Raw genomic sequence first — 26,085 nt, 5'->3', positions numbered from 1 at the left:
GTCATGCTTATCAATCAACTCGATTTTGCAAAAATGTACCAACAGCATATGCAACAAGCTCAGCGCTCTCGAAAAGAGCCAGAACATTGGGATAAAAAAGCACAACAAATGGCGCAAACCTGTGCCAATCCAAACGATCCTTACTTAGTTGGTTTCCGCCAATTAATGGATTTTACCGGAGCTAAAACATTATTGGATGTTGGCTGTGGCCCCGGTTCTATCAGTTTGGCGCTAGCCAATCAATTTGAATCCGTTATCGGTATCGATTATAGCCAAGGCATGCTAGAGATGGCAGAAATTCGCGCAAAAGAGATGAATATCACCAATGCACGTTTCGAACCATTGGCATGGGAAGATAACTGGGATTCGTTACCGAAAGTGGATATCTCGGTGGCTTCTCGCTCTACACTGGTCGATGACTTGAAGGGCGCATTATTGAAGTTGAACCGCCAGACTAATTTACGGGTTTATACCACCCATACCATCAACCCTACTTTTATTGATGAAAAGGTTATCAAGGCGATTGGACGAAACGTTGTTTCTCTACCGACCTATATTTATGCCGTAAATATCCTGCATCAAATGGGGATCAATGCGCGAGTCGATTTTATTAAAAGCCCTAATAAAGGGGGATTTGATAATTTTGCTGCTTTTGCAGATAGCGTGAATTGGTCACTGAAAGATCTCACCGAAGACGAAATTGAAAAACTCCGTCACTACTATGATGAACAAACGGCTTCCGGTAGAGTTCTCCCATTCCCATCAAGAGATTGGGCGATGGTGTCATGGGATGTAGTCGATGAATCGGAACTGATTTTATGATCTACTTACCGGATGCCCTGATTGATCAGTTACTTCTTGACGATATTCAATACGGCGATTTAACAACTCGTGCCCTTGGTTTACAGTCACAACAAGGCACCATGACTTTTACATCAAAACTAGGTAGCTGTGTCAGTGGGTTAAATATCGCCGAGAGAATGCTAACTAAGCTCGGTGTGACTTGTGAATGCTTATTCCATGATGGGGATATTGTCGAACCTCAGAGCTGCTTAATTAAAGCATCCGGTTCCTGCGAAGCCTTACATCAGGGCTGGAAAGCAGTACAAAACGTCCTTGAATGGTGTGGCGGAGTCAGTCATTACACTTACCAGATGGTATCGATATTGAAAAAATATCAACCTGATGGGCAACTCGCCTGTACTCGCAAAACCATCCCAATGACCAAGCCGCTTGCCCTCACGGCAATTTTAGCTGGCGGCGCCATTATTCATCGCGCAGGCAGCGCGGAAACAATCTTGCTGTTTACCAATCATCGCAACTGTTTAGCAAATCCTGATGATTGGCAGTCCCATGTAAAGACTTTGCGTACGGCGGCACCAGAGAAACTCATTATTGTAGAGGCTGATGATGAACAACAAGCGATATTAGCGATTAAAGCTAATGCCGATATTGTTCAGTTGGATAAATTGCCGATTCCGCAAATTCAAGCATTACAGCAATATATCCAACAGCAAAATTCACCCTGCCGGCTTTCTATTGCGGGCGGAGTTAATCTTCAGACCATTGAGGCGTATTCCCAAACGGGCGTGTCGATTTTAGTCACTTCAGCCCCTTATTACGCTGCACCGAGAGATATCAAAGTTCACCTATTTAAATCTTAATCATCTTTAAAATAGAGATTTAAAACCTGTCCTGCGAAAAATAGCGGGATGGTGTTTTATGGCATAAACGACGGATATCGCTATATAAAATTAAACATAACGATGGTTGTCGTGATAAAAACTAACTGGACATTAATAATGAAAATAAAACAAATACCTTATTTTGTAGGAATGGCATTATTCGCAACGCAGGGGCAAGCGGCTTCGGTAACTTCAACAGAAACTAACCGTGATGTCATGTCAGTATGGAGTACGCCGCTAGCGGCTGATGCCAATGTGATCACTGAATCACAAATGAAGCAGCTCAACAAAACCAACGTCGCACAGGCATTAAGCACTTTACCGGGTGTGGCAATTCAAAAATCTGGTAATCGCAATGAAACCCAAGTGAACGTACGAGGTTTTGATAGCCGTCAGGTGCCTGTTTTCTTCGATGGTATCCCCACTTATGTTCCTTATGATGGCACGCTCGATCTGGGGCGCTTTATGACCAGTGAGCTGGCTAGCGTTGAATTGTCCACGGGATACACCTCATTATTGCAAGGCCCAAACTTGATGGGTGGCGCGATTAACTTAACCACTGCGACACCAAAAAAAACCCTTGAAGCCAATATTAGTCTCAATCAAGGTTTCGCTCGGGGTGCTGATAATGCCCATAACATCAGCGCACGCCTTGGAGGGCGCAATGATCTCGGTTTTATCCAAGTCAGTGGTAGCCAGTATAAACAGCGTTTTATGGGATTACCGAGTTCAGAAGATAATAATTCACTGGCAGGAAGCCATGGTCGCCGAACGAACTCTGCCACCGATGATAAACGCTTAATGCTAAAAATGGGCTGGACGCCGCGAGAAACCGATGAGTATGTCCTCACCTATATTAAGCAGGATGGCGACAAAAACAGCGCGCCGAATGTGAATACAGATAAACAACAGATTTGGCAATGGCCAGCCTATGATAAAGAAAGTATTTATTTTAATGGCACGACTCAGATAACCGATGGAATCGCGTTACAAAGCCGTGTGTACCATGACTCATTTAAAAATACGCTGCATCAGTACAAATCTGTCAAAGATTACCAAAAAGGCGATTTTAACTATAGCCGCTATGATGACTACAGTAATGGTGCAGATTTACGTGCTGATTTCACTGTACGTGAATTAGATATGCTGTCATTCGCTGCTCACTGGAAAGAAGATATTCATCGTTCTCGTAGCAATAAAACCAATCCATTTGATCGTTATAAAGATCAAACTTGGTCTGTCGCAACAGAATACCAATGGGTCGCCACGGATAAACTCGATATTATCGGCGGGATTGGCTATGACTGGCGTAACAGCGATGAAGGTAAGCGCTATCTTTATAATAAAAAAAGTGGCGCTATGGAGGGGGTCCAACATTACGATGATAATAGCCAACATGCCTTTAACTGGGAAGCCATGGCACGCTATCACTTAGAAAATGAAGATACCGTGCAATTCTCAGTATCAGAAAGAACGCGATTCCCAACCCAAAAAGAGCGTTATACCGAAAATAAAATGAAGAATAATGATTCATTTCTCATTAACCCTCATTTAGATGCTGAACGCGCATTAACCTTTGATTTAACCTATAAAGGTCATTTTACTCCCGCTTGGAACTACACGGCGAGCGCTTACTATAACCAAGTTTCTGATGCCATCATGGCACATCATGTGGGTGTGAATAAAAAAGGTGCCGATTTACTGCAAAACCGTAATAGTGGAAAAGTGGATTATATGGGGATGGACTTAGGTACCACAGGGCAAATTACCGACTGGCTAGAAGCTGGCGTAAACTATAGCTATATTCACGCAGACCCAAAACACTATAGCGTACGCCATGTCGCTGAGTTACCAACTCATAAAGCCTTTGCTTGGCTCAAGTTCACACCGTATGAACCAATGAGTATTACCGTAACCGAAGAGGCCAGAAGCTGGGCATTTAACTATATAGATAGCGAAGATAAGGTTCGCGGCTTTGCCAAAACCGATATCCGCTTAGATTACGAACTCGGGCATGGCTTATCCGTAAATAGTTCAGTGAATAACCTATTCGACAAATCTTACGAATATACCAATGGATATATAGAGGAAGGTCGTAACTATTGGTTAGGTATTGAATATAAATACTAGTACTTAATTAGGTTAGGTAAGAATTGACGTTCTTACCTAACAATATAAAAAATAATCTATTATATAAATTAGGTTTATCCATAAATTAAATTAAGCAATTATACCTAAGATAAATCCTATAAATTCAATTAAACCCTCATTTAAAATATAGATTAATTAACTTTTTACACTCAAAATAAGCGACGAAATTATATAATTAGACTGTAAATTTCAATATGTACAGGTAAAAATTCTAACCAGACATTCAAATCAATAATTTTGCTAATTGATCGCAAAAAAGCTCATCGAGCAATACTTGCAGTAATTCATTTCACTATTTAGACTATATACATTATTAAAATTATAAAAATATAAAACACCTAAATAAATTTAACTTAATTTTACTTAGCCAATAAATAATGGTGGCTTAGCTTATTGAATTATTTGAATTTGAGAGAACTGGCGGTAACCATGATCGAAAAACATGATTATACTATTGATGAAAAATTTATTTTTGAGCAACGAAAATGTCTAATTTACCTAAAAGGTGACCTAGATCAATCTGTTGAATTATCAAAACCAGCAGCACGCTTATTTGGGGAGATCCTTTTATTAAATTTTAAAAAAGGGATTGCTACTCGTGATGAATTACTTACCAACGTTTGGGAAGAGTATGGACTTGTTGGTTCAAATAATAATTTAAATACTTATATTAGCGAGATAAGAAAAAAACTCGAGCAAGTCGGTATTGATCCAAAAACTATCGTTACGGTTCCTAAAAAAGGCTTTAGAATTGATAGTCATCTTTCAAAATTTAAGATTGATGATGATGATGCTGAAATAATATCTAATGAAATTATCACTAAAGATGATTATGACTCTCTTCACCCCTCTTTAGTGCCATCTCATTTTGTATTGGCAGATGATCATAAAAGCATATTTGATTCATCCTCCCAACCTACTGAAGATACATTAATTAATAGCTGTTCATTATTAAATGATAGTACATCTTTAAATACAGAAGAAATCATAGAAAATAAAAATGCCATTTCTCAGGGCTACAATGATAGTAAAAATAAAAAATTAATTAAATTTTCAGTTATCACATTCATTATCGCTATCATCCTTATCTCAATTTATATAATCTCAAATAATAACAAATACATTAATAATCAAGAAAATACATACCATACAGTGAGTACCAGAGAGAATTGTATTATACAAACACCGATAGAGATGAGTGAAAAAACGACTAGCGACACTATCGACTTTGTTAATAAAAAACTTGAAAAATATAATATTTCTTGTGATGAACCCAAACGAATCATCCTATTATCTGATGTCAATTCAGCCTACTCATTTGATAAAAATATTGCTCTAAGTATTTGTAAAGAAAAAAATAACCGATTTGAATGCGTGTCCATTAATGACCAGAGAATTTAAATGAAAAAGTATATAGCTGCCTCGATTCTTCTCGTTGCTATAGTTTCGATTGCGTTTGTATTTACCAATAAAAAAGAAGACGAAATGACAATTTGTCACTCGGAAATCGTGTGGATAAAAGAAAATGGCACGCCTGATGGTATTATTCTTAAATCTAAAATGAGCCTTCAAATTGCAGATAACCATAGTGGGCGTATGAACTTTTATGGCTATATAAAAGAGCAAGATACAGTGTATCGCTTAGATAGAGCAGTATATTTTGAATATAATCCTGTGGATAATAAAGGACATTATGCGATTAGATTCAAATCATCCTCAATAATGACTTCAGATAATACGCCAAATAATATTTTTTCTACTTTTTTTAATGTAGATAGAGAAAAAATAAACTACTACATTCAAGTGAAAAAAATGGAAGATAATATTTATATCCTTAAAGATGAAGCATATACCTCATTCACTTGTTTTATTGAATAAAAAAATACCTACCAACAATTACGTTTAAGTAGGTAAAAATCGTCAACATGGGAAAATTTGAATAATATAAGCGCAATTAAAGGGTATTAAATCTATAGATATAACATTCAAACAAAGTATTAATTATTTTTTAGGTTCATAAATTTCTACGAAAGGAACACCATCTTGAGCTATCGTTCCTCTAAACATACCTTTCGTATTGAAATCCATAACATAATTTCCATCTTTATCAATCGCAATCAGTCCACCAGCTCCCCCCATATTATGCACCGTATTAAGGATATTTGTTGATGCTTCAGAAAGCGTGATACCTTTATATTTTATTTGAGCGGCAACATCATAAGCAGCAACAGATCGAATGAACAATTCCCCTAGTCCTGTCGTTGAAATAGCAATAGTGTTGTTATCAGCGTAAGTTCCTGCGCCAATAATAGGGGAGTCACCAATGCGGCCATAATGCTTATTTGTACTTCCTCCCGTGGAGGTCGCAGAAGCTAAATTGCCTTTTTTATCGATTGCAACAGCACCAACTGTACCGTATTTATAATCGAACATCAGAGGATCAACGAATAAAGCAGCATTAATCCCTTTTTCTTGATCTATTTTGTGGCTGATTTCTTTCACTTTTTTAAGCTGTTCTGCTCGTTTTTCAGTGATAAAGTAAGATGGGTCAACAATATCTAACCCTTCTGATTTAGCAAATTGTTCAGCACCAGCTCCCCCCATCATCACATAGGGGCTTTTCGTCATAACACGGTAAGCTGCCATTATTGGGTTTCTGACGTTCGACACTCCAGCGACAGCACCTGCCTTACGAGTTCGCCCATCCATAATCGAAGCATCCAACTCTACCTTATTATCGGTGGTTAATGATGCGCCTTTACCTGCGTTATACAGAGGGGAATCTTCCATCACGATCACCGCAGCTTGAACGGCATCAACACTATCACCACCTTGAGCAAGAATAGTGTATCCAGCTTGAAGTGCTTCTTTTAATTTCTCTTCATGCTCTTTTTGTAATTCAGGAGAAAGCAGCTTTTCAGTAATATCGCCAGCTCCACCATGGATAACTAAACGGAAATTATTTTTTTGTGCAGTTGTTGATGAGGAAAAAATAATTGCAGATAAAAAAATTATACTAAAGGTATATTTGGTTGATTTTATTTTCTTAGCTAGGTTATTCATGATTAACCTTATTTTATGCAATAAGTTTTATTGGCTCGAAGATTTTATTTTTCCCTTAAGCCAATATTTCATTATTTGATAAAAAATAAATTTATTGCAATGTACTCACTTGTTCTTCCATCGGTAATACCAAGTCATCCAAAATAGCCCATTTCACTTGATTACCATTGATATCACTTGGTAATTTAAAGCGTTGCTCACTCAATGGTTTTAGTGGTTTGAATAACTCATTACTGTTTATTTCTTTCCCTCCGACATTCACACTATCAAATGAAAGATAAATCGGAGAATTATTCATAACAATTAACTCATTGCCTTCACGCCTAAAACTTAATTTTTTTTGTGCCTCTTCGAACGTTAAACTTTCTAAGTTCTTAGGGCGGTAATACACTTTAAAGTGCAAAGCTTGAATGGCATCAAACTCAGCACTGTCTTTTTTTTCTTCTGTATTAGGTATTGAAGGTGGAATCGCTCTAAATTTTGCAATATAGACCGTTTCACGGTCACTTGGCATTTTAGCAGTATCACCCACAAACATTACACGCCAATCATAACGCTGACCGGGCTCTAACTTATATAAAGGAGGAGTAATCATAAAAGGAAAATTATCGGTACTTTCCAGTGTATTTACCCCTGTGTCTTCATCTAACTTTTCAACACTTGCTTGCATTAAATATGGTGTTTTAGTGGTTGCATTGCGCAAACGAAAGGAAACACTTTTCTCCCCTTCAATAAAGGTTTTACGCTCATAGGGAAAAACAATGGTATCTGAGCTAGCACTCTCGAAATCAGATGCAAACGATGGCATTACACCGAATAATAATGATAGCGTTAAACCCGTTATCAGAATGCTGGCCCATTTTTTCATTGATAAACCTTTATAATTTATTAAATGCTGAGGATAGATTAAATTTTTGTATAAACCGCCACTTCGACACGCGCTCGGTATTTACCAGGATCAACATTATTATTGGCACAAATAGCCCATTTAATATTCAGGCTTTCCTGTTGATTTGCTACTGAGTTTTTACCAATTTCTTGGTCTTCATTATTAAATTTCAATAGCTTAGTATTTGTATCATTGCTACATAACAGAGTTGAATCATCCCCATCTTTGTACGGCAGCGCTAATAACCAAGGCGCTTTAGCATTATTAATTTCCGTTCCATCAACTTTATTAAACCACAATTTTCTTGGGTTACTGGTATCTACACGCCCCTCACGAGAAATTGCGGTAATATAAATAGGTTTATTATCTGCGGTACAGGTGTATTGAAAGCGAGATTCTCGCGTTTCTTGATTGCTTCGCCCCATCACGATATCAAATGTTGATTGGGTAACATTTTTGATTTTACAAATACGTACCACTCGAATATTGGTGATAAATTCAATACGCTCAGAAGAATTCGCACCATTGGGGCTTACACGAGGTCCTTGAGTTATCACACTTACTCTTTTTTGTAATCGGAAGCGCCCGGGTACTAATTGAAAATTAGTATACAGTTCAAATCGAGAACTTGTATTAAACGTAATAAATTTTCTCATGGTGTCATACCCTTCCTGATATGCATTGGGAGGATACATACAGATATCAGCACGACTAAAAGTATCAATGAGTCCGGTAGCTGGCCTAAAAAAAGTTCCGGTATAATTTCGCTCTAATCCACGCCATTGTTTTTTAAAATCAGCATCACTTCCAAGTATGCTTACATTGTAGTTAATAGTCGGAATAATCCAAGCTTGTGATCCTGCAGGTTTACTTCCATCAGGAAGGAAAAAATCTAATGCAAAACCTTTTTTACTTGTGCCGGGTATTGTGACCACAAATCCTGAATTTGCTGATTTGCAATAGCTATCACCATCAGATAAACCAACAAGTGCCCATTCTGAACTCCAGAACCCTCCGTTTCCATAGGTTCCAGAAGTACTTAAAGATGTCGTGCCTGTCAAACGCGCTTCAACTAAATAGGGCTCAGTAGAAGCTACCGGTGTATCTAAGTCCAGCAACCCTTCTAAAACAATATTCATCACTGCATGGGCTTGGCCTGAAAACAACCCCGTCAGAAGCGCAAACATACTGAGTTTACAATAGATTTTAGAATCATTACCTGCCATATTACACCCTTACATGTTTTTTATATTAAACACAGATTTCGCTATTATAAATCTACTGGCAAACTGCCGAAATTGTACGAACTGGCTGTGATGGGCTAACTTGCATAGCATCTAAACCAGAGAAAGTTGCGGTACATTGCTGGCTATCATTGCTACCCCAGCTAATATTTAATTTACCATTTGCCGGTAATCCACTCATGAACACTTGATTATTATCACCGACAATTCCAGTATTCTCTTCTGTTGCATCAGATCCATTCAAAGATGCCACAGCACCGAATGGCACAGGTTTACCTGACGGCGTTTGTAGGTTAATGATGGCCTGTAAACCCAGCTTAGTATTAAACTTCACTTTCACGATCGAACCTGCTGATGGATAAACTGTTTTACTGGTTTCCTTTAAGATCACATCATGAGGTAACGTATTCACATCCATATTAATAATGTTTGCATTATATGGGGACGTATAAGGATAAAGTGCATAACCTGAGTTATTAATGACGGTATCTTTACTTCCCACCTCAGCACCCGTAGCACCATCAGCTTCGATAATTGCCAAACTGCTCCCCATTGGCTTACCTAGCAATACTCCGCCAGAATGAATTAACATCCCACCACTCATACTCGCATTAACACTATTACTGTCCTTACTGTAATTATAGCCTGCGGAGATATCGCCTTTTGAACCGGAGTAACTCGCATTAAGTGACCCATTATTCCCTACACCTTTATTCTCATAACCTTGAGAAATACCATACCCCAGTTTATTGTCTAAGAAGCTACCATTAACTGAGAGCTGATTTGTCATTCTATGTTCATTATCCTGAGTAAATATATAGCTACTACTCATATTTCTAGCCAATTCATGGTTAGAGAAAATACTAAATGGTATGTTCACGTTAATCGAAATTTGGCGGTTTTCAGGCCAGGAAGACTCACCTTTCATTCTGTCGATACTGTAACGAATCGAGTAATTTATCTGATTTAAACTTCCGTTATAACCAAATGCAATCTGACGTACTTCACGGTCAATTTCCCAGTAATCAGAAATGCTTCCAGATAAGAATAAACTACCGTATTTACCTAGTGATTGGCTGATTGAAGTCGTAAAGCTTGCACGCTGACGTTGATTCAGCCATGGCGCCACATCATCTTTTAAACGGCGATCATAGTTATTAAAATCCGCAAAACTAAAGTAAGTACGACTAGAATAACGCAGAGCGGTTAAGTCAACAGATGTCCCTGTTGTGGTCATACTTTTTGAATAACGAATCCGGTAAGATTGACCGGATTTATCCCCAAGGTCTCCACCCATAGCAGCTGTAGCATGAGTAATATCCGCAGAGAGTGCACCAAAAGTACCAAGAGAAATACCTAAACCTGCTGCAGCTGAGGCGTAATCTTTCGCCATCAATAAGCCGCCGTATAGCGTAGTATTTGTTGGTAAACCATAAATAAATGAACCTAAAAAGAAATCAGATTCTTTTGAACTAACCGTATAGCCGCCATTATAACGCCCTACACTGGTTTCATATCTATAACCACCAGGACGAACCATGACAGGTAAAGAGGAATAAGCCACTGTAAACGTTTTTTCAGTACCATTTTCTTCAGTTACTGTTACATCAAGGTCACCCGCGTTTCCTGTTGCATAAACATCTTTAAGTTTAAATGCGCCGGGAGAAACATAGGTTTGATAAACAATATAACCATTTTGTCTGATGGTAACGCGTGCATTCGATGACGCGATTCCATTAATTTCAGGCGCAAAGCCACGCTCACTACTTGGTAGCATTTCCTCATTAGAGGCTAACTTAACCCCTTTAAATGGAATGCTGTCAAAAACGTCACTACCTGTGGTAATTTCACCCATCATCAATGTTGAACGAATAGAGTGTATTGCTCGCATCACATAAGTGTTATTAAATTCTGTCGAAGATTGTGAACCGTAGTCACCACTGCTACGAGAATAAGACATATTCGAACGTAGTCGCCAGGCCCCTATATTTAATCCACTCGCCACAGTTGCAAAAATATTATCTGTTGTATTTGAGCCTGAATAATTGGAATCGTAGCGATTTTTGTTACCACTCACAAAATAGTTAAAAAACAGAGCTGAAACGCCATCATCCAACAATTCGGGACTGATGTATCCCTGAGCTTTTGTTAGCATTGCAATTTGTGGAATTTCAACACGCACGATTAACTTAGACATATCCGTGGTAACAGATGCATCTTTAATATATTCATCAAGATTAAAAATTTTAGTATTTGGATCTAGCGCATTTAAACTTGAAATAGCTTTAACATTCACCCCCCACTCAGCAAGTAACGCAGGAGTAACAACAAGAACAATATCCCCTTGCTTATTAGGTGCGAATGTAAGTAGATTATCGCCTAAGTTATTTCTATTCACTTCAAGTTCAACATGGTATTCCCCTGCTGGAATACTATTCGAGCGACTAAATTGAGAAAGGTCTAACTGGCTAGCATCTACCCCTAGTTGACTCTCTAACATGCTCGGATCAAAATAGTCATCGCCATAAGAATATAGAGATAGACATATCAATGAAGATAATAAGCTGATTTTAAATAATTTGTTGTCCATTTCTATAGCCTTTATTCATCTTTATATTGGTTTCACATCAACAGACTAATTAAAAATTAACTGTTATATATGTACCTAAGTATTAGCTATGACCCTATTTATCCTTAATCTTCGAGTCCTTCACTATTTCAGTTTCTTTTTTTATTACTTGCTTTTCTGTTGTGGTACCAAAGTCATTTAAAAAATACCAACTAACCGTCGATGGATTATTAATATTTTTGCCAATTTCATAGTGGCTAAATGGCTTTAATAACAATGATTCTTGGTTCATTTCCCCATCGATAGTTAATCCCACCAACGTCATATAATATGGAGTTGTATTTTCAAACTGCCATTTGTTATTCTTTTTAACTAAATTGATTTTTTTATAATCATTTAGATTAGGTTCACTAATTATTTCCGGCCGATAAATTAATTTAATTACAAATGCAGTTACAAATACTAAGCTAGGCTTATCTTTCTCTTCTTCTTTTTTTATTGCAGGAATAGCTCTGGCTTTTAAATAAAAAATTGACTCTCTATCTTTTGGCAAATTTGCAATGTTATTGGGTAAAACTCTTGCTGCAAACTCACTTCTTGCATCAACTCTAAAAAGCGGGGGGGTTAAAATAAAATTATCAACAATTTTACCATCAACATCATCTAAAATAGAGGTTTGAACTAAAATTGGTGATGCAGTATCGTTATGAACTTGCATAACCTGACTTTTATCTTTCTGTGAATATATGATACGGCTTTGATTCAAAGACACACCATCCGCATGTGCAATAAATGTCATTGAATATGTAATCAATATTATAAATAATCGAAGTAACATATTATTTCTCTTAATCAGAAACATAAGTCAATGTTAATGTTGCTTTAAAGCCGCCTACGTTGACATCATCTGCACATTCCGTTGTTCCAGTTTTGCACATAACATAAGCATAAAAAGTTTTTGATAACGCTGTTTCTTCTATTTTTGGAAATAATTTATTATTTTGCTCAGTAACAAAATCAGCATCACCTTGAGTTGCATTATTTTTATTCGATATTCTGATGGCAAATGTTTTACCAGCATCATCTAAAAATCCATTTTGCTCTGCTTTATAATTACCCGTAAGGGAAATATATGCACCATCATGATTTTTAGTTTTACAATTTTGAATAGTCACTTTGAATGGTAATTTCAAATTCCCTGTTGGAACGTCACTCTTAAATTTACTAATTGGAATATTACCAAAATCCACTTTATTAGCTGAAGTTCCTTCAATATTAATATCACAAGTATTCTTAGGAACAGTAAGGTTAAATGTAAAATCGTGCAAACCATCATCCCTAGCTTGAGTACTATTAAATATACTACTGAATAAAAATAAGCTTCCACCGATTAATAAATGTAACGCTTTCATAACTCATTCCTTTTATTATGGTTGAAGCAATGTAATATCAACCGCAGCAACTAACTCTCCAGGCGTTGGTCGACTTGTTCCTAATTGAACAACACTGACTTCAAAATGGCTTTCTAAGCTAGCATTTGCCGTAACTTGAAAAGGAATAACGCCACCACCATTAATGTCTACAATATTACAATTTGCTTTGCTGCTATCACATTTTCTTAAAACAAAAGCAGCTTTTGTATTATTAGTTGTCGGATAAATTTTATTACTAGGATCTACTGAAGTTCCCGTACTTGCTGCAACCTTCATTAAATAAGGAGCACTTCCTGTCGATAAATCAAACTCAGAACAGGTATATCTCAATGAGAATGGCTTCAAAAATGTTTTATCGTTAATATCTTCTTTTACATTAGGAATAAAAATAGGTTTAAACTGTACTTCCATTTTATCGACTGAAACAACGCAAGTTCCTTTAATAACATTACCAATTACTTGCATTTCAGCAGCTTGTGAATTTTTGATTACACCAAAATAACTGACGGATATAAAGAATAAAATATAAATTTTACACATTAATTGTTTAGTTAACTTGCCCGCTATAAACATCTTCGCCTCCCAAATCATTTATCACCGTCCAAGTGGCTATACCTTTACGTCCATTAGCAGGAACTATATAACTAAATGAATTAAATGGAGAAACCATTGTATTATTCTTTTTCAAACTTAACTCGACCTTCACACCATTTATTTTTAATTCATTTAGTGAGATATAGTAAGGTGAATTATTTTCAACAACGACACCGGTTGATGTTGATTTAATAATTAGCTGGCTATAAGCTTCCTGAGGTGAAACTTTTAAATGACTTGGTCTATAAAATAATTTTATTACGTTATTATAACCAATATTTAATGCTGTACGATCTGCCGGTCCATTTGTTGCTGGAATCATAATGCCGCTAAAATAGAAAACAGATTCTCTATCTCTTGGTAATGAATTTTGCTGCGCAAAAACTCGAATATCTTGAGATTTCCCAGCATCAATCTTGATTAACGGTGGCGTAACCGTAAATGGGGCTGGACCAGTGCCATCAGCTTTTTGACTTACAGAAAATTTAGCTAAATAATTTATATCTGTTTTATTTCTTGCACCAATTGATGCACTATTTTCATCCTGTATATAAACTATGCGAGTCGCATTCAGCCCCACACCATTAGAATAGGCAGGAAGAGTCGTTAATGAAAACAATAGAGTTAAACTAACACCTAAAATCTTTGTTGCTGAGATCTTTTTTACATCTTTTGTTTTCATTATCTTATCCATATATCTAAGATTAAATAAGAGGCTTTTAAAAAAGCCTCTTCACAATAAAAACTAAACTAATTAGTTATAAGATACAGTGAAAGTTACTGGTACGTTTAAAGTATCAGTTTGAACACCGATTTGAGTCAGAACTAATTTAGCAGCAACTGGAATCGCAGCTGTACCGTTAGCAGCAATATCGTTAGCCAGTTTCAGTTCGTTATCTGTGTTTGGCAAAATTGGAGTTGCACCAGAAGTTAATTGTACTGCTAATGCATTTGCTGCTGCGTTTGCGAAGAATTCGCTATAACGAGTAGAAGCATCACCGTCTGCACGAACGAAGATGGCAGCATCTTTCGCTGCTGCTTTAGAGCAGTTAGAAAGAACTAAATCAAAGTTTTTAGTAACACCTAACTGATCTTTAGGGTTTTTACCCGTAGTTTGGTCCGCAGTGAAAACACCCCAATCAACAACAGAACCAGCTGCAGATGATTTAACATCACAAGATGCTGCACGTAATTGTGCTTTAAAAGTTACTGTTGTACCTTGTTTGCTTGGCTCATCAGCTGCAAATGCAGAACCAGCGATCATTGAACTTGCTAATACTGCGATTGTTGCTAATTTTTTATTGAATAACATATTAAATACCTCTGTATTCATGTCATGTAGTAGTGAAAGACACAATTTTTTTATTAAGTACCAAGTTCCAAAATATCCTTATATCGTTGTCCCTAAATTCATGCATTGAAGCTTGGTGGATTTTTTGTTGGCTTTCTCAAACCAACATTAGAGAGCATTAAAGATCCTTTTAATCCTCTTTTTTAAAGTCGCCCGTTTTCCATTACTGACTTTAAAAAAGAAACTATTTCTATACCTACACATTAGAGACCAACACCAATATAGAAATAGTTAAATGGACAAAGATTAAAGCATTGGAAAGCATCACGAACTATTTAATAACTTAATTTAATTCTTTAATTCAAACTGACTTTAAATAATAAACTGAGCGTTGCATTAAATTTTTATATCGCTTGTTACTTTCTGTTACTTTCTGCGGTTAATTCCACTCAGGCAATATATATTGTCAAAAATACGCACATACAGCCAATCAATCAGTCGATAATAAATGAAAATCGAAATTCAATAGATTTTAATTTCACATTACGAATCTAATCATATCTTTACATTTGTTTTTTTGAATTATTTATATAAATTCACATCCGACCACTTACATAATTTCTTTAAAAATGACAGTTATCGATTAAATTCAAAAAATATATAATTATGTATTTTACTCTACTGATGACATTAAAAACATAATTAAAGTCATTATCCAGAATTTAATTCTATAAACGGGAAATTGAAAATATTATAATCTACATTGGATTAGTCTAATTAAGATAAGTCTTAATTAAAATTTGAGTTAAAGCCTGTTAGAATAAAGGATTATATGTGTTCATATTGTTAACTTACCTATCTCAAAATAATGGAACTTAAATTAAATTTTCCATTATTTGAGTATTTATACTGATACCCATACTTACATTAAAGTTTATTTTAGATTTTTAGTGACGACAAAAAATAACTTAGCTTTTACATAACCACCTTAAATCTAGTTTCATCCTATGCATTCCCCTCTATCAGTAAAAAATTATGATAAACTAATAAACATTGGACATATTCTTGAGATTAGATGGAGTCAAGTTAATGAAAAAAATGAGTGCAGATATGTTACTTGCAACAGCCAAACGTATTTGTGAGTCCAAAGGCGTTCGTTTGACCCCACAAAGAGAAACGGTATTACGTTTAATTGCTCAGCAGTCTCGAGCTATCAGTGCGTATGACCTACTGGATTTATTACGTGAAATAGAACCGCAAGCAAAGCCACCTACCGTTTATCGTGGTCTTGAATTTCTGATGGAACAAGGCTTTATCCACAAAATTGAATCAACCAACAGCTACATCGTCTGTCATCACGTTGATAATCCAAGCCATACTTCTGTAATGCTAATTTGCGATAACTGTGGGAATGTAACGGAAAGTGACGGCGTGGCAATTGAAGAAGCGATTATGGATTTAGCGGAAAAGCATCATTTTCATCTAAGGCATACCGTTGTTGAAAATCATGGCCTATGCAAAAATTGCTATGAAACTGCAATTTGCCAAGATCACGCACATTGTGGTCACGACCATCAGATACCGATAAATTTAAAAAAGAAGTAATAAAGAAGAGATAAGTGAGAAAAAATAGGAGTAATGTCTTTCTATATAAAGGAAGCTATATAGAAGAAGAGAAATTTAAAAACTATTGAGTCTGCTTCCAGACTCAATCATTCAACATCAATACCAATCACCGTTGCGAATAACCCCAACAGCCAAACCTTCAATGGTAAAATTCTGCTGACGTAAATCAACAACAATAGGTGCAAACTCAGGATTTTCTGCAATCAGCTCAACGCGATTACCCTGCTGCTTAAAGCGTTTTACGGTAACTTCATCTTCAATACGAGCAACAACAACCTGTCCATTATGGACATTCTGAGTTTTGTGTACTGCTAATAAATCACCGTCCATAATTCCAATATCTTTCATTGACATGCCATTCACGCGCAGTAAAAAATCCGCATGTGGTTTAAATAATTCTGGGTCAACGTGATAATGGCTTTCGATATGTTCTTCAGCGAGTAATGGTTCACCGGCAGCAACTCGGCCAATGAGAGGTAACCCAATATCATCATTAGATTCTTCTAAAAGCAGACGAATTCCTCTGGAAGCACCAGAGACAATTTCGATAACCCCTTTACGCGCTAAGGCCTTTAAATGTTCTTCTGCCGCATTAGGCGAACGAAAACCAAGGCTTGCTGCTATTTCAGCGCGAGTCGGTGGCATACCTGTCTGCGAAATGTGGTCACGCACCAGATTGTAAACCTGCTGTTGTCGAGCCGTCAGTGCTTTCATTCCATTCCCCTGTTTGTTTATACAGTCAGACTGTGAGTATATACAGGTAAATAGGGATTGGGAACCGTTAAATCACTCAATATCCGCATTTTTTACTGATATTTCTGTGTTTTCATCATTAAACGGCAAAATAACGTGACCATAAAATGGTTGCCCAAATAAACAGTGCTAAACCGATAGTCACAAAAACCGCTGCTGAACCAATATCTTTTGCCCGCCCAGAGAGTTCATGATATTCAGTCCCCACCCGGTCAACTACCGCTTCAATAGCGCTATTAATTAGCTCGACAATAGCAACAAGCACCACCGAGCCAATCAATAAAATCCGCTCTATTTGGCTAACATCCAAATAAAAAGCTATAATTATCGCTATGATAGCAGCAACTGCTTCCTGTCTAAACGCGGCTTCATTGACCCATGCAGCTTTTAAACCCTTAAGAGAGTATCCAGCTGCTTTAATAACGCGTGTAAATCCCTTGGTTTCACTTGCCATATTTTTTCCTTAAATTTCTAAACAATAATCAACTTTTGCGGTCAAAGTGAATTATCGATAACAGATCTGAACGCTGCTTTCTGGTATGATCACGCAGCATTTTTAACAAGAGGCTATAATCATTTATGTCACTATGGCGTAAAATATATTACAACATGTTGAATTTACCACTAAAATTATTGGTAAAAAGTAAACTAATTCCGTCAGACCCAATCGCAGAGCTGCAGCTTGATACTAACAAGCCAACTCTCTACGTATTGCCATACCATTCAAAGTCTGACTTGCTAACATTACGACACCAATGTTTAGCCATCGGTCTTCCTGATCCGCTGGTCGATAACGACATTAATGGAACAAAACTTCCAGCTTACGTCTTTATTGATGATGGTCCGAGAGTTTTTCGCTACTATTCACCAGATCCACGTAAAGAGTCAGTGAAAGTATTCCATGCGTATCTAGATTTACATAAGAATAACCCAAATCTTGATATCCAGATGCTACCGGCCTCCGTCATGTTCGGTCGTTCACCGGGTCGTGAAGGTCATAAGCCCGCACCACTGAAACTCCTAAATGGTGTTCAAAAATTCTTTGCTATCCTATGGTTAGGTCGTGATAGCTTCGTCCGTTTTTCACCCAGTATCTCATTGGGGAAAATGGCGCAAGAGCATGGTACAGATACGATTATTGCGAATAAACTCGCTCGAGTTGCTCGTATCCACTATTCTCGCCAGCGTCTGGCTGCTGTTGGTCCTAAACTACCTGTTCGCTATGAGCTCTTCAATAAGCTTCTCGCTTCAAAAGCGATTGAAAAAGCCGTTGAAGATGAAGCCCGCAGCAAAAAAATTCCATTACAAAAAGCCCAGCAAAATGCCGTGGCGATGATGGAAGAAATTGCTGCCAACTTTTCTTACGAAGCTGTTCGTCTGAGTGACCGCGTACTTAGCTGGACTTGGAATCGCCTGTATCAAGGCATCAATGTTCAGCATGCAGAGCGCGTTCGCCAATTGGCTCAAGATGGTCATGAAATTGTGTATGTGCCATCTCACCGTAGTCATATGGACTATCTGTTGCTCTCGTATGTTCTGTATCACCAAGGGCTAGTTCCTCCACATATCGCAGCGGGGATCAACCTCAATTTCTGGCCAGCAGGTCCGATATTCCGCCGCCTTGGTGCATTCTTTATTCGCCGAACTTTCAAAGGTAATAAGCTTTACTCGACTATTTTTCGTGAGTATCTCAGTGAGCTATTTGCTCGCGGCTATTCCATTGAATACTTTGTCGAAGGTGGGCGCTCCCGCACAGGTCGCTTACTGCAACCGAAAACCGGTACTTTATCGATGACCTTGCAAGCCATGCTACGCGGGGATTCTCGCCCAATTACCATCGTGCCTGTCTATATTGGCTATGAACATGTTATGGAAGTGGGTACTTACGCCAAAGAATTACGCGGTGCGGAAAAAGAGAAAGAAGGCTTTATCTCGATGATCCGTGGTTTGCGTAAACTTCGTAATTTAGGTCAAGGTTATGTGAATTTTGGGCAACCTATTTCATTACCGCAATACTTAAATAATCGCGTACCTAATTGGCGTGAATCTATCGATCCTATTGAGCCTCAGCGTCCAAGTTGGTTAAACCCAACCGTGAGTAGCTTAGCAGATAACATTATGGTCAATATCAATAATGCTGCCGCAGCTAACGCAATCAACTTATGTGCGACAGCATTATTGGCATCACGTCAGCGCTCACTTACTCGTGAACAGCTGATTGAACAAGTGGATTGCTACCTGCAATTACTGCGCAATGTGCCTTATACCGCAGATGCAACGACGCCAAATAAAACGGCGGAAGAGCTTCTCGAACATGCACTGCAAATGGATAAATTCGAAGTCGAAAAAGACAGCATGGGGGATATTATTATTCTGCCTCGCGAAAATGCCGTCTTGATGACTTACTATCGCAATAATATCCACCACTTACTGGTTCTTCCATCACTGATTTCCAGTATTGTTCTGCATCATGAGCAAATTAGTCGCCAAGAAATCCACCAGCAGGTTGGGCTGATTTACCCATTCCTGAAAGCTGAGCTATTTATGCGTTATGACAATGATGCTCTGGTCAGCACCGTGGACACCTTAATTGACGAGTTAAATAGCCAAAAACTGATCAGCTTGAAAGATGGCGATCGTGTGGCATTAAACCCACACCGTATCCGCCCACTGCAATTATTGGCTGCTGGCGTACGCGAAACCTTACAGCGCTATGCAATTACGCTGTCATTACTCAATGCTAGCCCAGAAGTCAGCCGTAATACTTTAGAAAAAGAGAGTCGCATGCTTGCCCAGCGTCTATCTGTTCTGCATGGTATTAATGCCCCTGAGTTCTTTGATAAAGCGGTCTTCTCAACACTGGTCGATACCTTGAAAGAAGAAGGTTATATCGATAATGATGAGACGGATATTTTTGCGACAAATGCGAAAAAACTGTATGCCGTGCTTGCTCGCTTAATGTCACCAGAGATTCGCTTAACTATTGAAAGTGTGAGCCAAACCGAGGAACTTTCAGCACCAAAGGTAAGTTCAAAAGACACACTCAAAGATACCTCTAGCGAGTCAGACGATAAGCAGGATTAACTGATTGAGTTGATTCTCTAACCGTAACAAAAAGGGGTAATGCCTAAGCATTACCCCTTTTTTATCGCATCTATTTTAGTGATTATAAATAGCTAATAACCATGCCAATAAACAGAATAAAACCCACATAGTTATTGTTCATAAATGCTTTGAAACAGGGTGCACGTTCGCGATTAACCATCAATTGCTGTTGATACACAAACAAGGCTGACGTTAGTACCAGTGCGGCATAATAAACCATACCTAAATTTGCAAGAAACCCAATCACCACCAGTAATCCAACCATCACAACTTGCAGTAAACCAATGATCAGCTTGTCGTAATTTCCAAATAAAATCGCGGTCGATTTGATGCCAATTTTTAAGTCATCATTACGATCAACCATCGCATATTGGGTATCATAAATCACTGACCAAATAATATTAACCAAAAACAGTAACCAGCAAACAAGAGGTAAGGACTCACTTACTGCCGAAAACCCCATTGGAATCGACCACCCAAAAGCAGCACCCAACACAACTTGCGGTAAGTTACTGACTCGTTTAACAAAGGGGTAAATCCACGCTAATGCTAAACCCGCTACGGATAGCCAAATAGTCATCGAATTGAGTGTCAGGACTAATAAGAAGGAGAAGCCCACTAAACAAGCAAATAGGATTTTTGCTTCTTTTTCTGTGACGTCACCACTAGGCAAAGGCCGATGCTTGGTTCTTTCCACATACCCGTCAAAATTACGGTCCGCAAAGTCATTGATTACGCATCCCGCAGCGCGCATCAGGAATACGCCGGCTGTAAAGACGATCAAAAGGTGCAAACTAGGTGTGCCTTGAGCGGCAATCCACAGCGCCCAATACGTCGGCCACAGTAATAATAATGAACCAATGGGTCTATCAATACGCATTAAACGGCTGTATGCATGCCATTTACTTAGCGCCATACTTCCCTCCACGTTTTCGTGCTCCTTTACGCTTCTATTTTACCCATAAATGTCATTTGATTATGTTAGATAGTTATCTATATGCAGGTGATTCAGGTAAAAATATTTCAGTTAATAATAAGGGCTTTTGAGATAATCTCAGCAGAGAACGTCGCACCCAACGATCCGCACTGGTGCCAATATCAATATAATCTCGGGTAAGACTATCATGACTAAAAAGGTAACGCCCTAATGGCACACGACCAATGTCCACCAGCTTTTTATCATCGTTGGTGAGGGTCTCTTCAGGGATCAATGTTCTGCCTATCAACCACGGAATATTATCCCCATACATAATGACTTCTCGCAACCAGTAACGTTGACTTTCGGGTAAACGCTCGGCTTCATCAGCGCTCAGCATCTCTGGAGTGATATAGCGCTCTAAATAGGGAATTACCGTGACTTTTTGGCAATGCTGCTCGAACCGTTTAGTCATTGAACCACGCTCTTGCAGCCAATCTAGTACACTGTTAGGAACTGACTCATCATCCTCGTTTAGCCAATCAATGGGATGATGGGTAAAAATTGTTTCATGCATTCAATCTGATTCCACCATAGAACTTATGGTTACCTACTGCTTGCAATTCAATTGAGTTGAAAAGGTTTCCAGTCGCGTTCATCTTAATTCTTGGGCGATAGAATATCACGTTGTCATAGAGCAAGGTTAAAGATAGATAACAATTTATATAAAAATTCGTGAATTCAACACAATTTGTAAAAAATTTGTAAAAATTATTTTATTTATAATGAGTTAGCGAATTTTCTCTTTTTTATTAGGATCCTAACAGCCTGCTTAACACAGGCTGTTAATGGATTAAAAAACCAACATTAACGCCAGTTTTTATAGCAATTGATCAGCCCATTCGTCGAGCTATCATGACTATTTACTGAATCTCTATTTTCCAATTCAGGTAAAATTCGGCTCGCTAATTGCTTACCTAATTCCACACCCCACTGGTCAAAAGTGAAAATATTTAAGATTGCCCCTTGGGTAAAGATTTTATGCTCATACATCGCAATCAATGCCCCTAAAGAGTATGGTGAAATCTCTTTCAGTAAGATGGAGTTGGTTGGGCGATTACCTTCAAAAACTTTATAAGGTGCAACATATTCCATCTCTTCAGCACTTTTACCTTGAGCGGCAAATTCAGCATCCACAACTTCACGGGTTTTACCAAAAGCTAATGCTTCCGTCTGAGCAAAGAAATTAGACAGTAGTTTGTCGTGATGATCTCCCAATGGGTTATGGGTCACGGCTGGCGCAATAAAATCACATGGGATCATTTTAGTACCTTGGTGGATCAACTGGTAAAATGCATGTTGTCCATTGGTTCCCGGTTCGCCCCAGATAATTGGTCCGGTTTGATAAGTCACCGCCTTGCCATTACGGTCGATGTACTTGCCGTTAGATTCCATATTACCTTGTTGGAAATAGGCAGCAAAACGGTGCATATATTGATCGTATGGCAGAATCGCTTCAGTTTCTGAACCGAAAAAATTGTTATACCAAATGCCAATCAGTGCTAATAATACTGGGATATTTGTTTCCAGTGGCGTTTGGCTGAAATGTTTATCCATCGCATGTGCACCGCTCAGTAACTGAACGAAATTATCATAACCAATAGATAAAATAATCGATAAACCAATTGCAGACCACAGAGAATAACGACCGCCTACCCAGTCCCAGAACTCGAACATATTGTTGGTATCGATACCAAATTTCGCCACTTGCTCACTGTTAGTGGATAACGCAACAAAGTGCTTGGCGATGTGTTTCTCATCTTTGGCAAACGTCATTAACCAATCACGAGCAGAATGCGCATTGGTCATGGTTTCTTGTGTAGTAAATGTTTTTGAAGCGATCAAAAATAGCGTTGTTTCTGGATTCAGCGTTTTCAACGTTTCTGCGATTTGTGTGCCATCAACGTTAGAAACAAAATGCATATTTAAATGGTTTTTATAAGGGCGTAATGCCTCAGTCACCATGAAAGGGCCTAAATCTGAACCACCAATCCCAATATTCACCACATCTGTAATGGCTTTACCGGTATAGCCTTTCCATTCACCACTAATGATGCGGGTACTGAATTGCTTCATTTTTTCCAGTACTGCGTTCACTTCCGGCATCACATCTTTGCCATCGACAAATATCGGTGTGTTATCACGGTTACGCAGTGCGGTATGCAATACGGCACGATCTTCAGTACGGTTAATTTTTTCACCACTGAACAGACTTTTGATTGCATCTTCAAGTTCTGTCTCTTTGGCTAATGCCAAAAGTTTGTCCAATGTTTCTTGTGTAATGCGGTTTTTGGAGAAATCCACTAAGATTTGGTCATCAAATGTGGCTGAAAATTTCGTAAAGCGCTGTGTATCTTGTGCAAACAAATCTCGCATATGCACATCTTTCATTTGTGCAAAATGCTGTTCTAGCGCCCGCCATGCTGCCGTTTGGCTTGGATTGATACTTTTCATGGATAACACTCCCAAAACGATTTCAAATTAAAATAGATTGTAACTCGTCGAGAAAACGAAGCTTATCGGTTTTCTGCGTTCTCATTATCTACTGCTGTTAGGCCTATTCTCCCAAACCTCGCCGCAACTGTCCTCAAAATTATTCATTCTGCAATAATTTAGTCAGATGAATAAGATCGACATTGAAAAAACCGATAATCTATTACTCATCATTAGAATTACTGATTTACCTCGATTCATCATTGACGATAAGTGCCAAACTGGATAAATCTATAAGTCCAACATATTTCAAGCTGTTGATGAGCGACTTATTCCGCAAGTTCCACATGAATTATATTGGGATCATAAATTATTTAAGGCAGGCGGTTTAATTAAAGGGATTGGGATCATGAATACAGTAGCTGACAGTCATCAGTTTGTTATCGCGAAATTTGGTGGAACTAGTGTCGCCAACTTTGAGGCTATGAACAAAAGTGCGGATATCGTACTGGCAAATAACCATGTTCGCGTTGTCGTACTCTCAGCCAGTGCGGGAGTGACTAACTTATTGATCGAGCTTGCGGAAGGTTGCGATACCGACAAACGCAACGAGCTACTGCAAAAAGTTAAACAGATCCAATATGACATTATAGATCATCTGCAAACCGCAAATGTGATCCGCGAAGAGATCGATAGATTACTGGAAAATATTGCCCACTTAGCTGATTCCGCATCCTTAGCCACATCCGATGCATTAACGGATGAGATGGTCAGCCACGGCGAAATTATGTCGACGCTACTATTTGTCGAAGTTCTGCGCCAGCGTAATAGCCATTCGCAATGGTTTGATGTGCGTAAAGTCATGAGAACAAATGAACAGTTTGGTCGCGCGGAACCTGATCTCGAACAGCTTAAAGCGCTAGCCCAGCAACACTTACTGCCTCGTTTGCCTGATTCCGTTGTCATCACGCAAGGATTTATTGGTCGCGATGCCAAAGGACGCACCACAACATTAGGTCGTGGGGGCAGTGACTACACCGCTGCACTATTGGCTGAAGTTTTAAATCTATCCCGAGTGGATATCTGGACTGATGTTCCAGGGATTTACTCCACCGACCCTCGTGTCGTGCCAAATGCACAGCGTATTGATGAAATCGCCTTTGATGAGGCCGCTGAAATGGCAACCTTTGGCGCGAAAATTCTGCATCCAGCCACCTTGTTGCCAGCCGTACGTGCGGGCATTCCAGTTTTTGTGGGATCGAGCAAAGCACCTGAAGCCGGTGGAACTATCGTCTGTGACCAAACCGTCAACCCACCACAATTTAGAGCGTTGGCACTGCGCCGCAAACAAACATTACTGACATTGCATAGTCTGAAAATGCTCCATGCCCGTGGTTTCTTAGCCGAGATTTTCACTATCTTATTGCGCCACAATATTTCAGTAGATTTGATTACGACATCAGAAGTCAGTGTGGCGCTAACCTTAGATACTACAGGGTCGACGGGCACCAATGGCAGCTTACTGACCAATGCATTAATGACGGAATTGTCTGCTCTGTGCCGTGTGGAGGTTGAAGAAAATCTCGCTCTAGTCGCGATTATTGGTAACCAGCTATCTCAAGTTAATGGGTTAGGCAAACAAATCTTTGGCGTCTTAGAGTCATTTAATATTCGCATGATCAGTTATGGAGCCAGCAGCCACAATATCTGTTTATTAGTCCCCGGTGACGATGCAGAAGAGATTGTGCGTACTTTACACAGTAATTTATTTGAATAAGACGATGATTTAGGATGGATACGGGCAATGGCGTCATTGCCCGTTAAACATGTAACCGCAAGGGATGCTATTCCTGAAGATAAACTACCTATCGGCTTAAAAACGACGTAATTAGCCCATGAAACACTGACTCGCTGACACTCTGCTCTTCTCCGCTACGAATACTTGCAAAGCGCTTTACCGCAAGCTCTTCCGAATTAGCTTCTAGCTCTTCAAACTGACGTTGATAACCCGCTTGGAGAAGCGCTGAGACCCTCTCGGTATTTCTAACATCTAAAGCCACAACTTCATCGGATTTAGTAAAAAAACAATAAGTGCTCATGTAACACCTCATTTTTCATACTCAGTAACGACTACTTTAATGACATTAATCTAATGGAGACAATTACAATAAATGTTCAACGACTTTCTAGTTTATAAAACTATACTTCATTATGAAAATAAATTTAACGTATATCCTTAAGCCATAATTTATGGATAGTCTTATTTCATCAAA

Annotated in this window: 23 protein-coding genes; 8 read left to right on the top strand and 15 right to left on the bottom strand. The window is 38.5% G+C overall.

All coding sequences use genetic code 11. The features are described from left to right. Positions 1–3: 3 nt before the first annotated feature. The 5 genes from PR761_RS14325 to PR761_RS14305 all read left to right on the top strand — a co-directional run bounded on the left by PR761_RS14325 (position 4) and on the right by PR761_RS14305 (position 5,714). Positions 4–822, top strand: coding sequence for a class I SAM-dependent methyltransferase (locus tag PR761_RS14325; protein WP_006816048.1), 819 nt, complete (start codon positions 4–6; stop codon positions 820–822). After that, positions 819–1,664, top strand: a complete 846-nt coding sequence (gene modD, locus PR761_RS14320; RefSeq protein ID WP_154610877.1) for a ModD protein — start codon at positions 819–821, stop codon at positions 1,662–1,664. The genes PR761_RS14325 and modD overlap by 4 nt, the downstream gene beginning before the upstream one ends. A 138-nt stretch (positions 1,665–1,802) precedes the next feature. Beyond that, the gene (locus PR761_RS14315) at positions 1,803–3,815 is read left to right on the top strand and encodes a TonB-dependent receptor plug domain-containing protein (protein ID WP_112836059.1); all 2,013 of its coding nucleotides are present in this window, start codon (positions 1,803–1,805) and stop codon (positions 3,813–3,815) included. 450 nt (positions 3,816–4,265) lie between these two features. After that, the gene (locus PR761_RS14310) at positions 4,266–5,237 is read left to right on the top strand and encodes a winged helix-turn-helix domain-containing protein (RefSeq protein ID WP_112836057.1); all 972 of its coding nucleotides are present in this window, start codon (positions 4,266–4,268) and stop codon (positions 5,235–5,237) included. Next, the gene (locus PR761_RS14305) at positions 5,238–5,714 is read left to right on the top strand and encodes a FidL-like protein (protein WP_112836055.1); all 477 of its coding nucleotides are present in this window, start codon (positions 5,238–5,240) and stop codon (positions 5,712–5,714) included. Between the two features lie 123 nt (positions 5,715–5,837). On the opposite strand, the gene PR761_RS14300 is transcribed toward PR761_RS14305, so the two are convergent. The 9 genes from PR761_RS14300 to PR761_RS14260 all read right to left on the bottom strand — a co-directional run bounded on the left by PR761_RS14300 (position 5,838) and on the right by PR761_RS14260 (position 14,940). Then, positions 5,838–6,899, bottom strand: a complete 1,062-nt coding sequence (locus tag PR761_RS14300; protein ID WP_154610879.1) for an isoaspartyl peptidase/L-asparaginase family protein — start codon at positions 6,897–6,899, stop codon at positions 5,838–5,840. A 91-nt stretch (positions 6,900–6,990) separates the two neighbouring features. Beyond that, positions 6,991–7,767, bottom strand: coding sequence for a fimbrial biogenesis chaperone (locus tag PR761_RS14295; protein ID WP_006816054.1), 777 nt, complete (start codon positions 7,765–7,767; stop codon positions 6,991–6,993). Positions 7,768–7,805: 38 nt separating this feature from the next. Further along, entirely contained in the window at positions 7,806–9,014 is a 1,209-nt protein-coding gene (locus PR761_RS14290) for a hypothetical protein (protein ID WP_006816055.1), read from the bottom strand. Positions 9,015–9,066: 52 nt separating this feature from the next. Next, positions 9,067–11,622: a fimbria/pilus outer membrane usher protein gene (locus PR761_RS14285; protein ID WP_039855768.1), complete on the bottom strand. Its 2,556-nt coding sequence runs from the start codon at positions 11,620–11,622 to the stop codon at positions 9,067–9,069. 94 nt (positions 11,623–11,716) lie between these two features. Then, positions 11,717–12,439 (bottom strand): fimbrial biogenesis chaperone, encoded by a 723-nt coding sequence (locus PR761_RS14280; RefSeq protein WP_050767651.1) that lies wholly within the window; start codon positions 12,437–12,439, stop codon positions 11,717–11,719. 10 nt (positions 12,440–12,449) lie between these two features. Next, positions 12,450–13,013, bottom strand: a complete 564-nt coding sequence (locus PR761_RS14275; protein ID WP_006816058.1) for a fimbrial protein — start codon at positions 13,011–13,013, stop codon at positions 12,450–12,452. 15 nt (positions 13,014–13,028) lie between these two features. Next, on the bottom strand, positions 13,029–13,607 hold the full coding sequence (locus PR761_RS14270) for a fimbrial protein (RefSeq protein WP_112836049.1): 579 nt from the start codon (positions 13,605–13,607) through the stop codon (positions 13,029–13,031). Further along, positions 13,582–14,310 (bottom strand): fimbrial biogenesis chaperone, encoded by a 729-nt coding sequence (locus PR761_RS14265; RefSeq protein ID WP_039855769.1) that lies wholly within the window; start codon positions 14,308–14,310, stop codon positions 13,582–13,584. Before PR761_RS14265 ends, PR761_RS14270 begins: the two co-directional genes overlap by 26 nt. 72 nt (positions 14,311–14,382) lie before the next feature. Next, complete coding sequence (locus tag PR761_RS14260; RefSeq protein WP_039855771.1) at positions 14,383–14,940, bottom strand: fimbrial protein; 558 nt, start codon at positions 14,938–14,940, stop codon at positions 14,383–14,385. Positions 14,941–16,008: 1,068 nt separating this feature from the next. Between PR761_RS14260 and zur the strand changes: the two genes are divergently transcribed. Next, positions 16,009–16,524, top strand: a complete 516-nt coding sequence (gene zur / locus PR761_RS14255) for a zinc uptake transcriptional repressor Zur (RefSeq protein WP_006816062.1) — start codon at positions 16,009–16,011, stop codon at positions 16,522–16,524. Positions 16,525–16,641: 117 nt separating this feature from the next. On the opposite strand, the gene lexA is transcribed toward zur, so the two are convergent. Then, entirely contained in the window at positions 16,642–17,259 is a 618-nt protein-coding gene (gene lexA / locus PR761_RS14250) for a transcriptional repressor LexA (protein WP_006816063.1), read from the bottom strand. Positions 17,260–17,377: 118 nt separating this feature from the next. After that, positions 17,378–17,752, bottom strand: coding sequence for a diacylglycerol kinase (locus tag PR761_RS14245; RefSeq protein ID WP_126458423.1), 375 nt, complete (start codon positions 17,750–17,752; stop codon positions 17,378–17,380). A gap of 125 nt (positions 17,753–17,877) precedes the next feature. On the opposite strand from PR761_RS14245, the gene plsB reads away from it, so the two are divergent. Next, positions 17,878–20,382, top strand: a complete 2,505-nt coding sequence (plsB, locus tag PR761_RS14240; protein ID WP_039855773.1) for a glycerol-3-phosphate 1-O-acyltransferase PlsB — start codon at positions 17,878–17,880, stop codon at positions 20,380–20,382. Between the two features lie 82 nt (positions 20,383–20,464). Here the strand turns inward: plsB and ubiA are convergent, their stop codons facing one another. The 3 genes from ubiA to pgi form a co-directional block, all read right to left on the bottom strand. Beyond that, positions 20,465–21,319 carry a 4-hydroxybenzoate octaprenyltransferase gene (ubiA, locus tag PR761_RS14235; protein WP_006816066.1) on the bottom strand — a complete coding sequence of 285 codons (855 nt, stop codon included), beginning with the start codon at positions 21,317–21,319 and terminating at the stop codon, positions 20,465–20,467. A 73-nt stretch (positions 21,320–21,392) separates the two neighbouring features. Next, positions 21,393–21,896 carry a chorismate lyase gene (gene ubiC / locus PR761_RS14230; RefSeq protein WP_006816067.1) on the bottom strand — a complete coding sequence of 168 codons (504 nt, stop codon included), beginning with the start codon at positions 21,894–21,896 and terminating at the stop codon, positions 21,393–21,395. A gap of 290 nt (positions 21,897–22,186) precedes the next feature. Next, positions 22,187–23,833: a glucose-6-phosphate isomerase gene (gene pgi / locus PR761_RS14225; protein WP_006816068.1), complete on the bottom strand. Its 1,647-nt coding sequence runs from the start codon at positions 23,831–23,833 to the stop codon at positions 22,187–22,189. Positions 23,834–24,221: 388 nt separating this feature from the next. Between pgi and lysC the strand changes: the two genes are divergently transcribed. After that, a complete protein-coding gene (lysC, locus tag PR761_RS14220) occupies positions 24,222–25,589 on the top strand; it encodes a lysine-sensitive aspartokinase 3 (protein WP_006816069.1) in 1,368 nt (455 codons plus the stop codon). Positions 25,590–25,677: 88 nt separating this feature from the next. On the opposite strand, the gene PR761_RS14215 is transcribed toward lysC, so the two are convergent. Further along, the gene (locus tag PR761_RS14215) at positions 25,678–25,911 is read right to left on the bottom strand and encodes a hypothetical protein (RefSeq protein ID WP_006816070.1); all 234 of its coding nucleotides are present in this window, start codon (positions 25,909–25,911) and stop codon (positions 25,678–25,680) included. Between the last annotated feature and the right edge of the window lie 174 nt (positions 25,912–26,085).

Source organism: Providencia sp. PROV210, assembly GCF_028479445.1.
Lineage (GTDB): Bacteria > Pseudomonadota > Gammaproteobacteria > Enterobacterales > Enterobacteriaceae > Providencia > Providencia rustigianii.
The sequence above is the reverse complement of the archived record's forward strand: the minus strand, read 5'-3'. Positions and strand labels throughout refer to the sequence as shown.

Coding starts and splice junctions, on each gene's coding strand:
- PR761_RS14290 (WP_006816055.1), bottom strand. CDS start 9,014: ATGGCAGGTAATGATTCTAAAATCTATTGTAAACTCAGTATGTTTGCG.
- plsB (WP_039855773.1), top strand. CDS start 17,878: ATGTCACTATGGCGTAAAATATATTACAACATGTTGAATTTACCACTA.
- PR761_RS14325 (WP_006816048.1), top strand. CDS start 4: ATGCTTATCAATCAACTCGATTTTGCAAAAATGTACCAACAGCATATG.
- PR761_RS14270 (WP_112836049.1), bottom strand. CDS start 13,607: ATGTTTATAGCGGGCAAGTTAACTAAACAATTAATGTGTAAAATTTAT.
- ubiC (WP_006816067.1), bottom strand. CDS start 21,896: ATGCATGAAACAATTTTTACCCATCATCCCATTGATTGGCTAAACGAG.
- pgi (WP_006816068.1), bottom strand. CDS start 23,833: ATGAAAAGTATCAATCCAAGCCAAACGGCAGCATGGCGGGCGCTAGAA.
- PR761_RS14315 (WP_112836059.1), top strand. CDS start 1,803: ATGAAAATAAAACAAATACCTTATTTTGTAGGAATGGCATTATTCGCA.
- PR761_RS14275 (WP_006816058.1), bottom strand. CDS start 13,013: ATGAAAGCGTTACATTTATTAATCGGTGGAAGCTTATTTTTATTCAGT.
- PR761_RS14245 (WP_126458423.1), bottom strand. CDS start 17,752: ATGGCAAGTGAAACCAAGGGATTTACACGCGTTATTAAAGCAGCTGGA.
- ubiA (WP_006816066.1), bottom strand. CDS start 21,319: ATGGCGCTAAGTAAATGGCATGCATACAGCCGTTTAATGCGTATTGAT.
- PR761_RS14265 (WP_039855769.1), bottom strand. CDS start 14,310: ATGAAAACAAAAGATGTAAAAAAGATCTCAGCAACAAAGATTTTAGGT.
- modD (WP_154610877.1), top strand. CDS start 819: ATGATCTACTTACCGGATGCCCTGATTGATCAGTTACTTCTTGACGAT.
- PR761_RS14280 (WP_050767651.1), bottom strand. CDS start 12,439: ATGTTACTTCGATTATTTATAATATTGATTACATATTCAATGACATTT.
- PR761_RS14310 (WP_112836057.1), top strand. CDS start 4,266: ATGATCGAAAAACATGATTATACTATTGATGAAAAATTTATTTTTGAG.
- PR761_RS14295 (WP_006816054.1), bottom strand. CDS start 7,767: ATGAAAAAATGGGCCAGCATTCTGATAACGGGTTTAACGCTATCATTA.
- PR761_RS14285 (WP_039855768.1), bottom strand. CDS start 11,622: ATGGACAACAAATTATTTAAAATCAGCTTATTATCTTCATTGATATGT.
- zur (WP_006816062.1), top strand. CDS start 16,009: ATGAAAAAAATGAGTGCAGATATGTTACTTGCAACAGCCAAACGTATT.
- lexA (WP_006816063.1), bottom strand. CDS start 17,259: ATGAAAGCACTGACGGCTCGACAACAGCAGGTTTACAATCTGGTGCGT.
- PR761_RS14260 (WP_039855771.1), bottom strand. CDS start 14,940: ATGTTATTCAATAAAAAATTAGCAACAATCGCAGTATTAGCAAGTTCA.
- PR761_RS14305 (WP_112836055.1), top strand. CDS start 5,238: ATGAAAAAGTATATAGCTGCCTCGATTCTTCTCGTTGCTATAGTTTCG.
- lysC (WP_006816069.1), top strand. CDS start 24,222: ATGAATACAGTAGCTGACAGTCATCAGTTTGTTATCGCGAAATTTGGT.
- PR761_RS14300 (WP_154610879.1), bottom strand. CDS start 6,899: ATGAATAACCTAGCTAAGAAAATAAAATCAACCAAATATACCTTTAGT.
- PR761_RS14215 (WP_006816070.1), bottom strand. CDS start 25,911: ATGAGCACTTATTGTTTTTTTACTAAATCCGATGAAGTTGTGGCTTTA.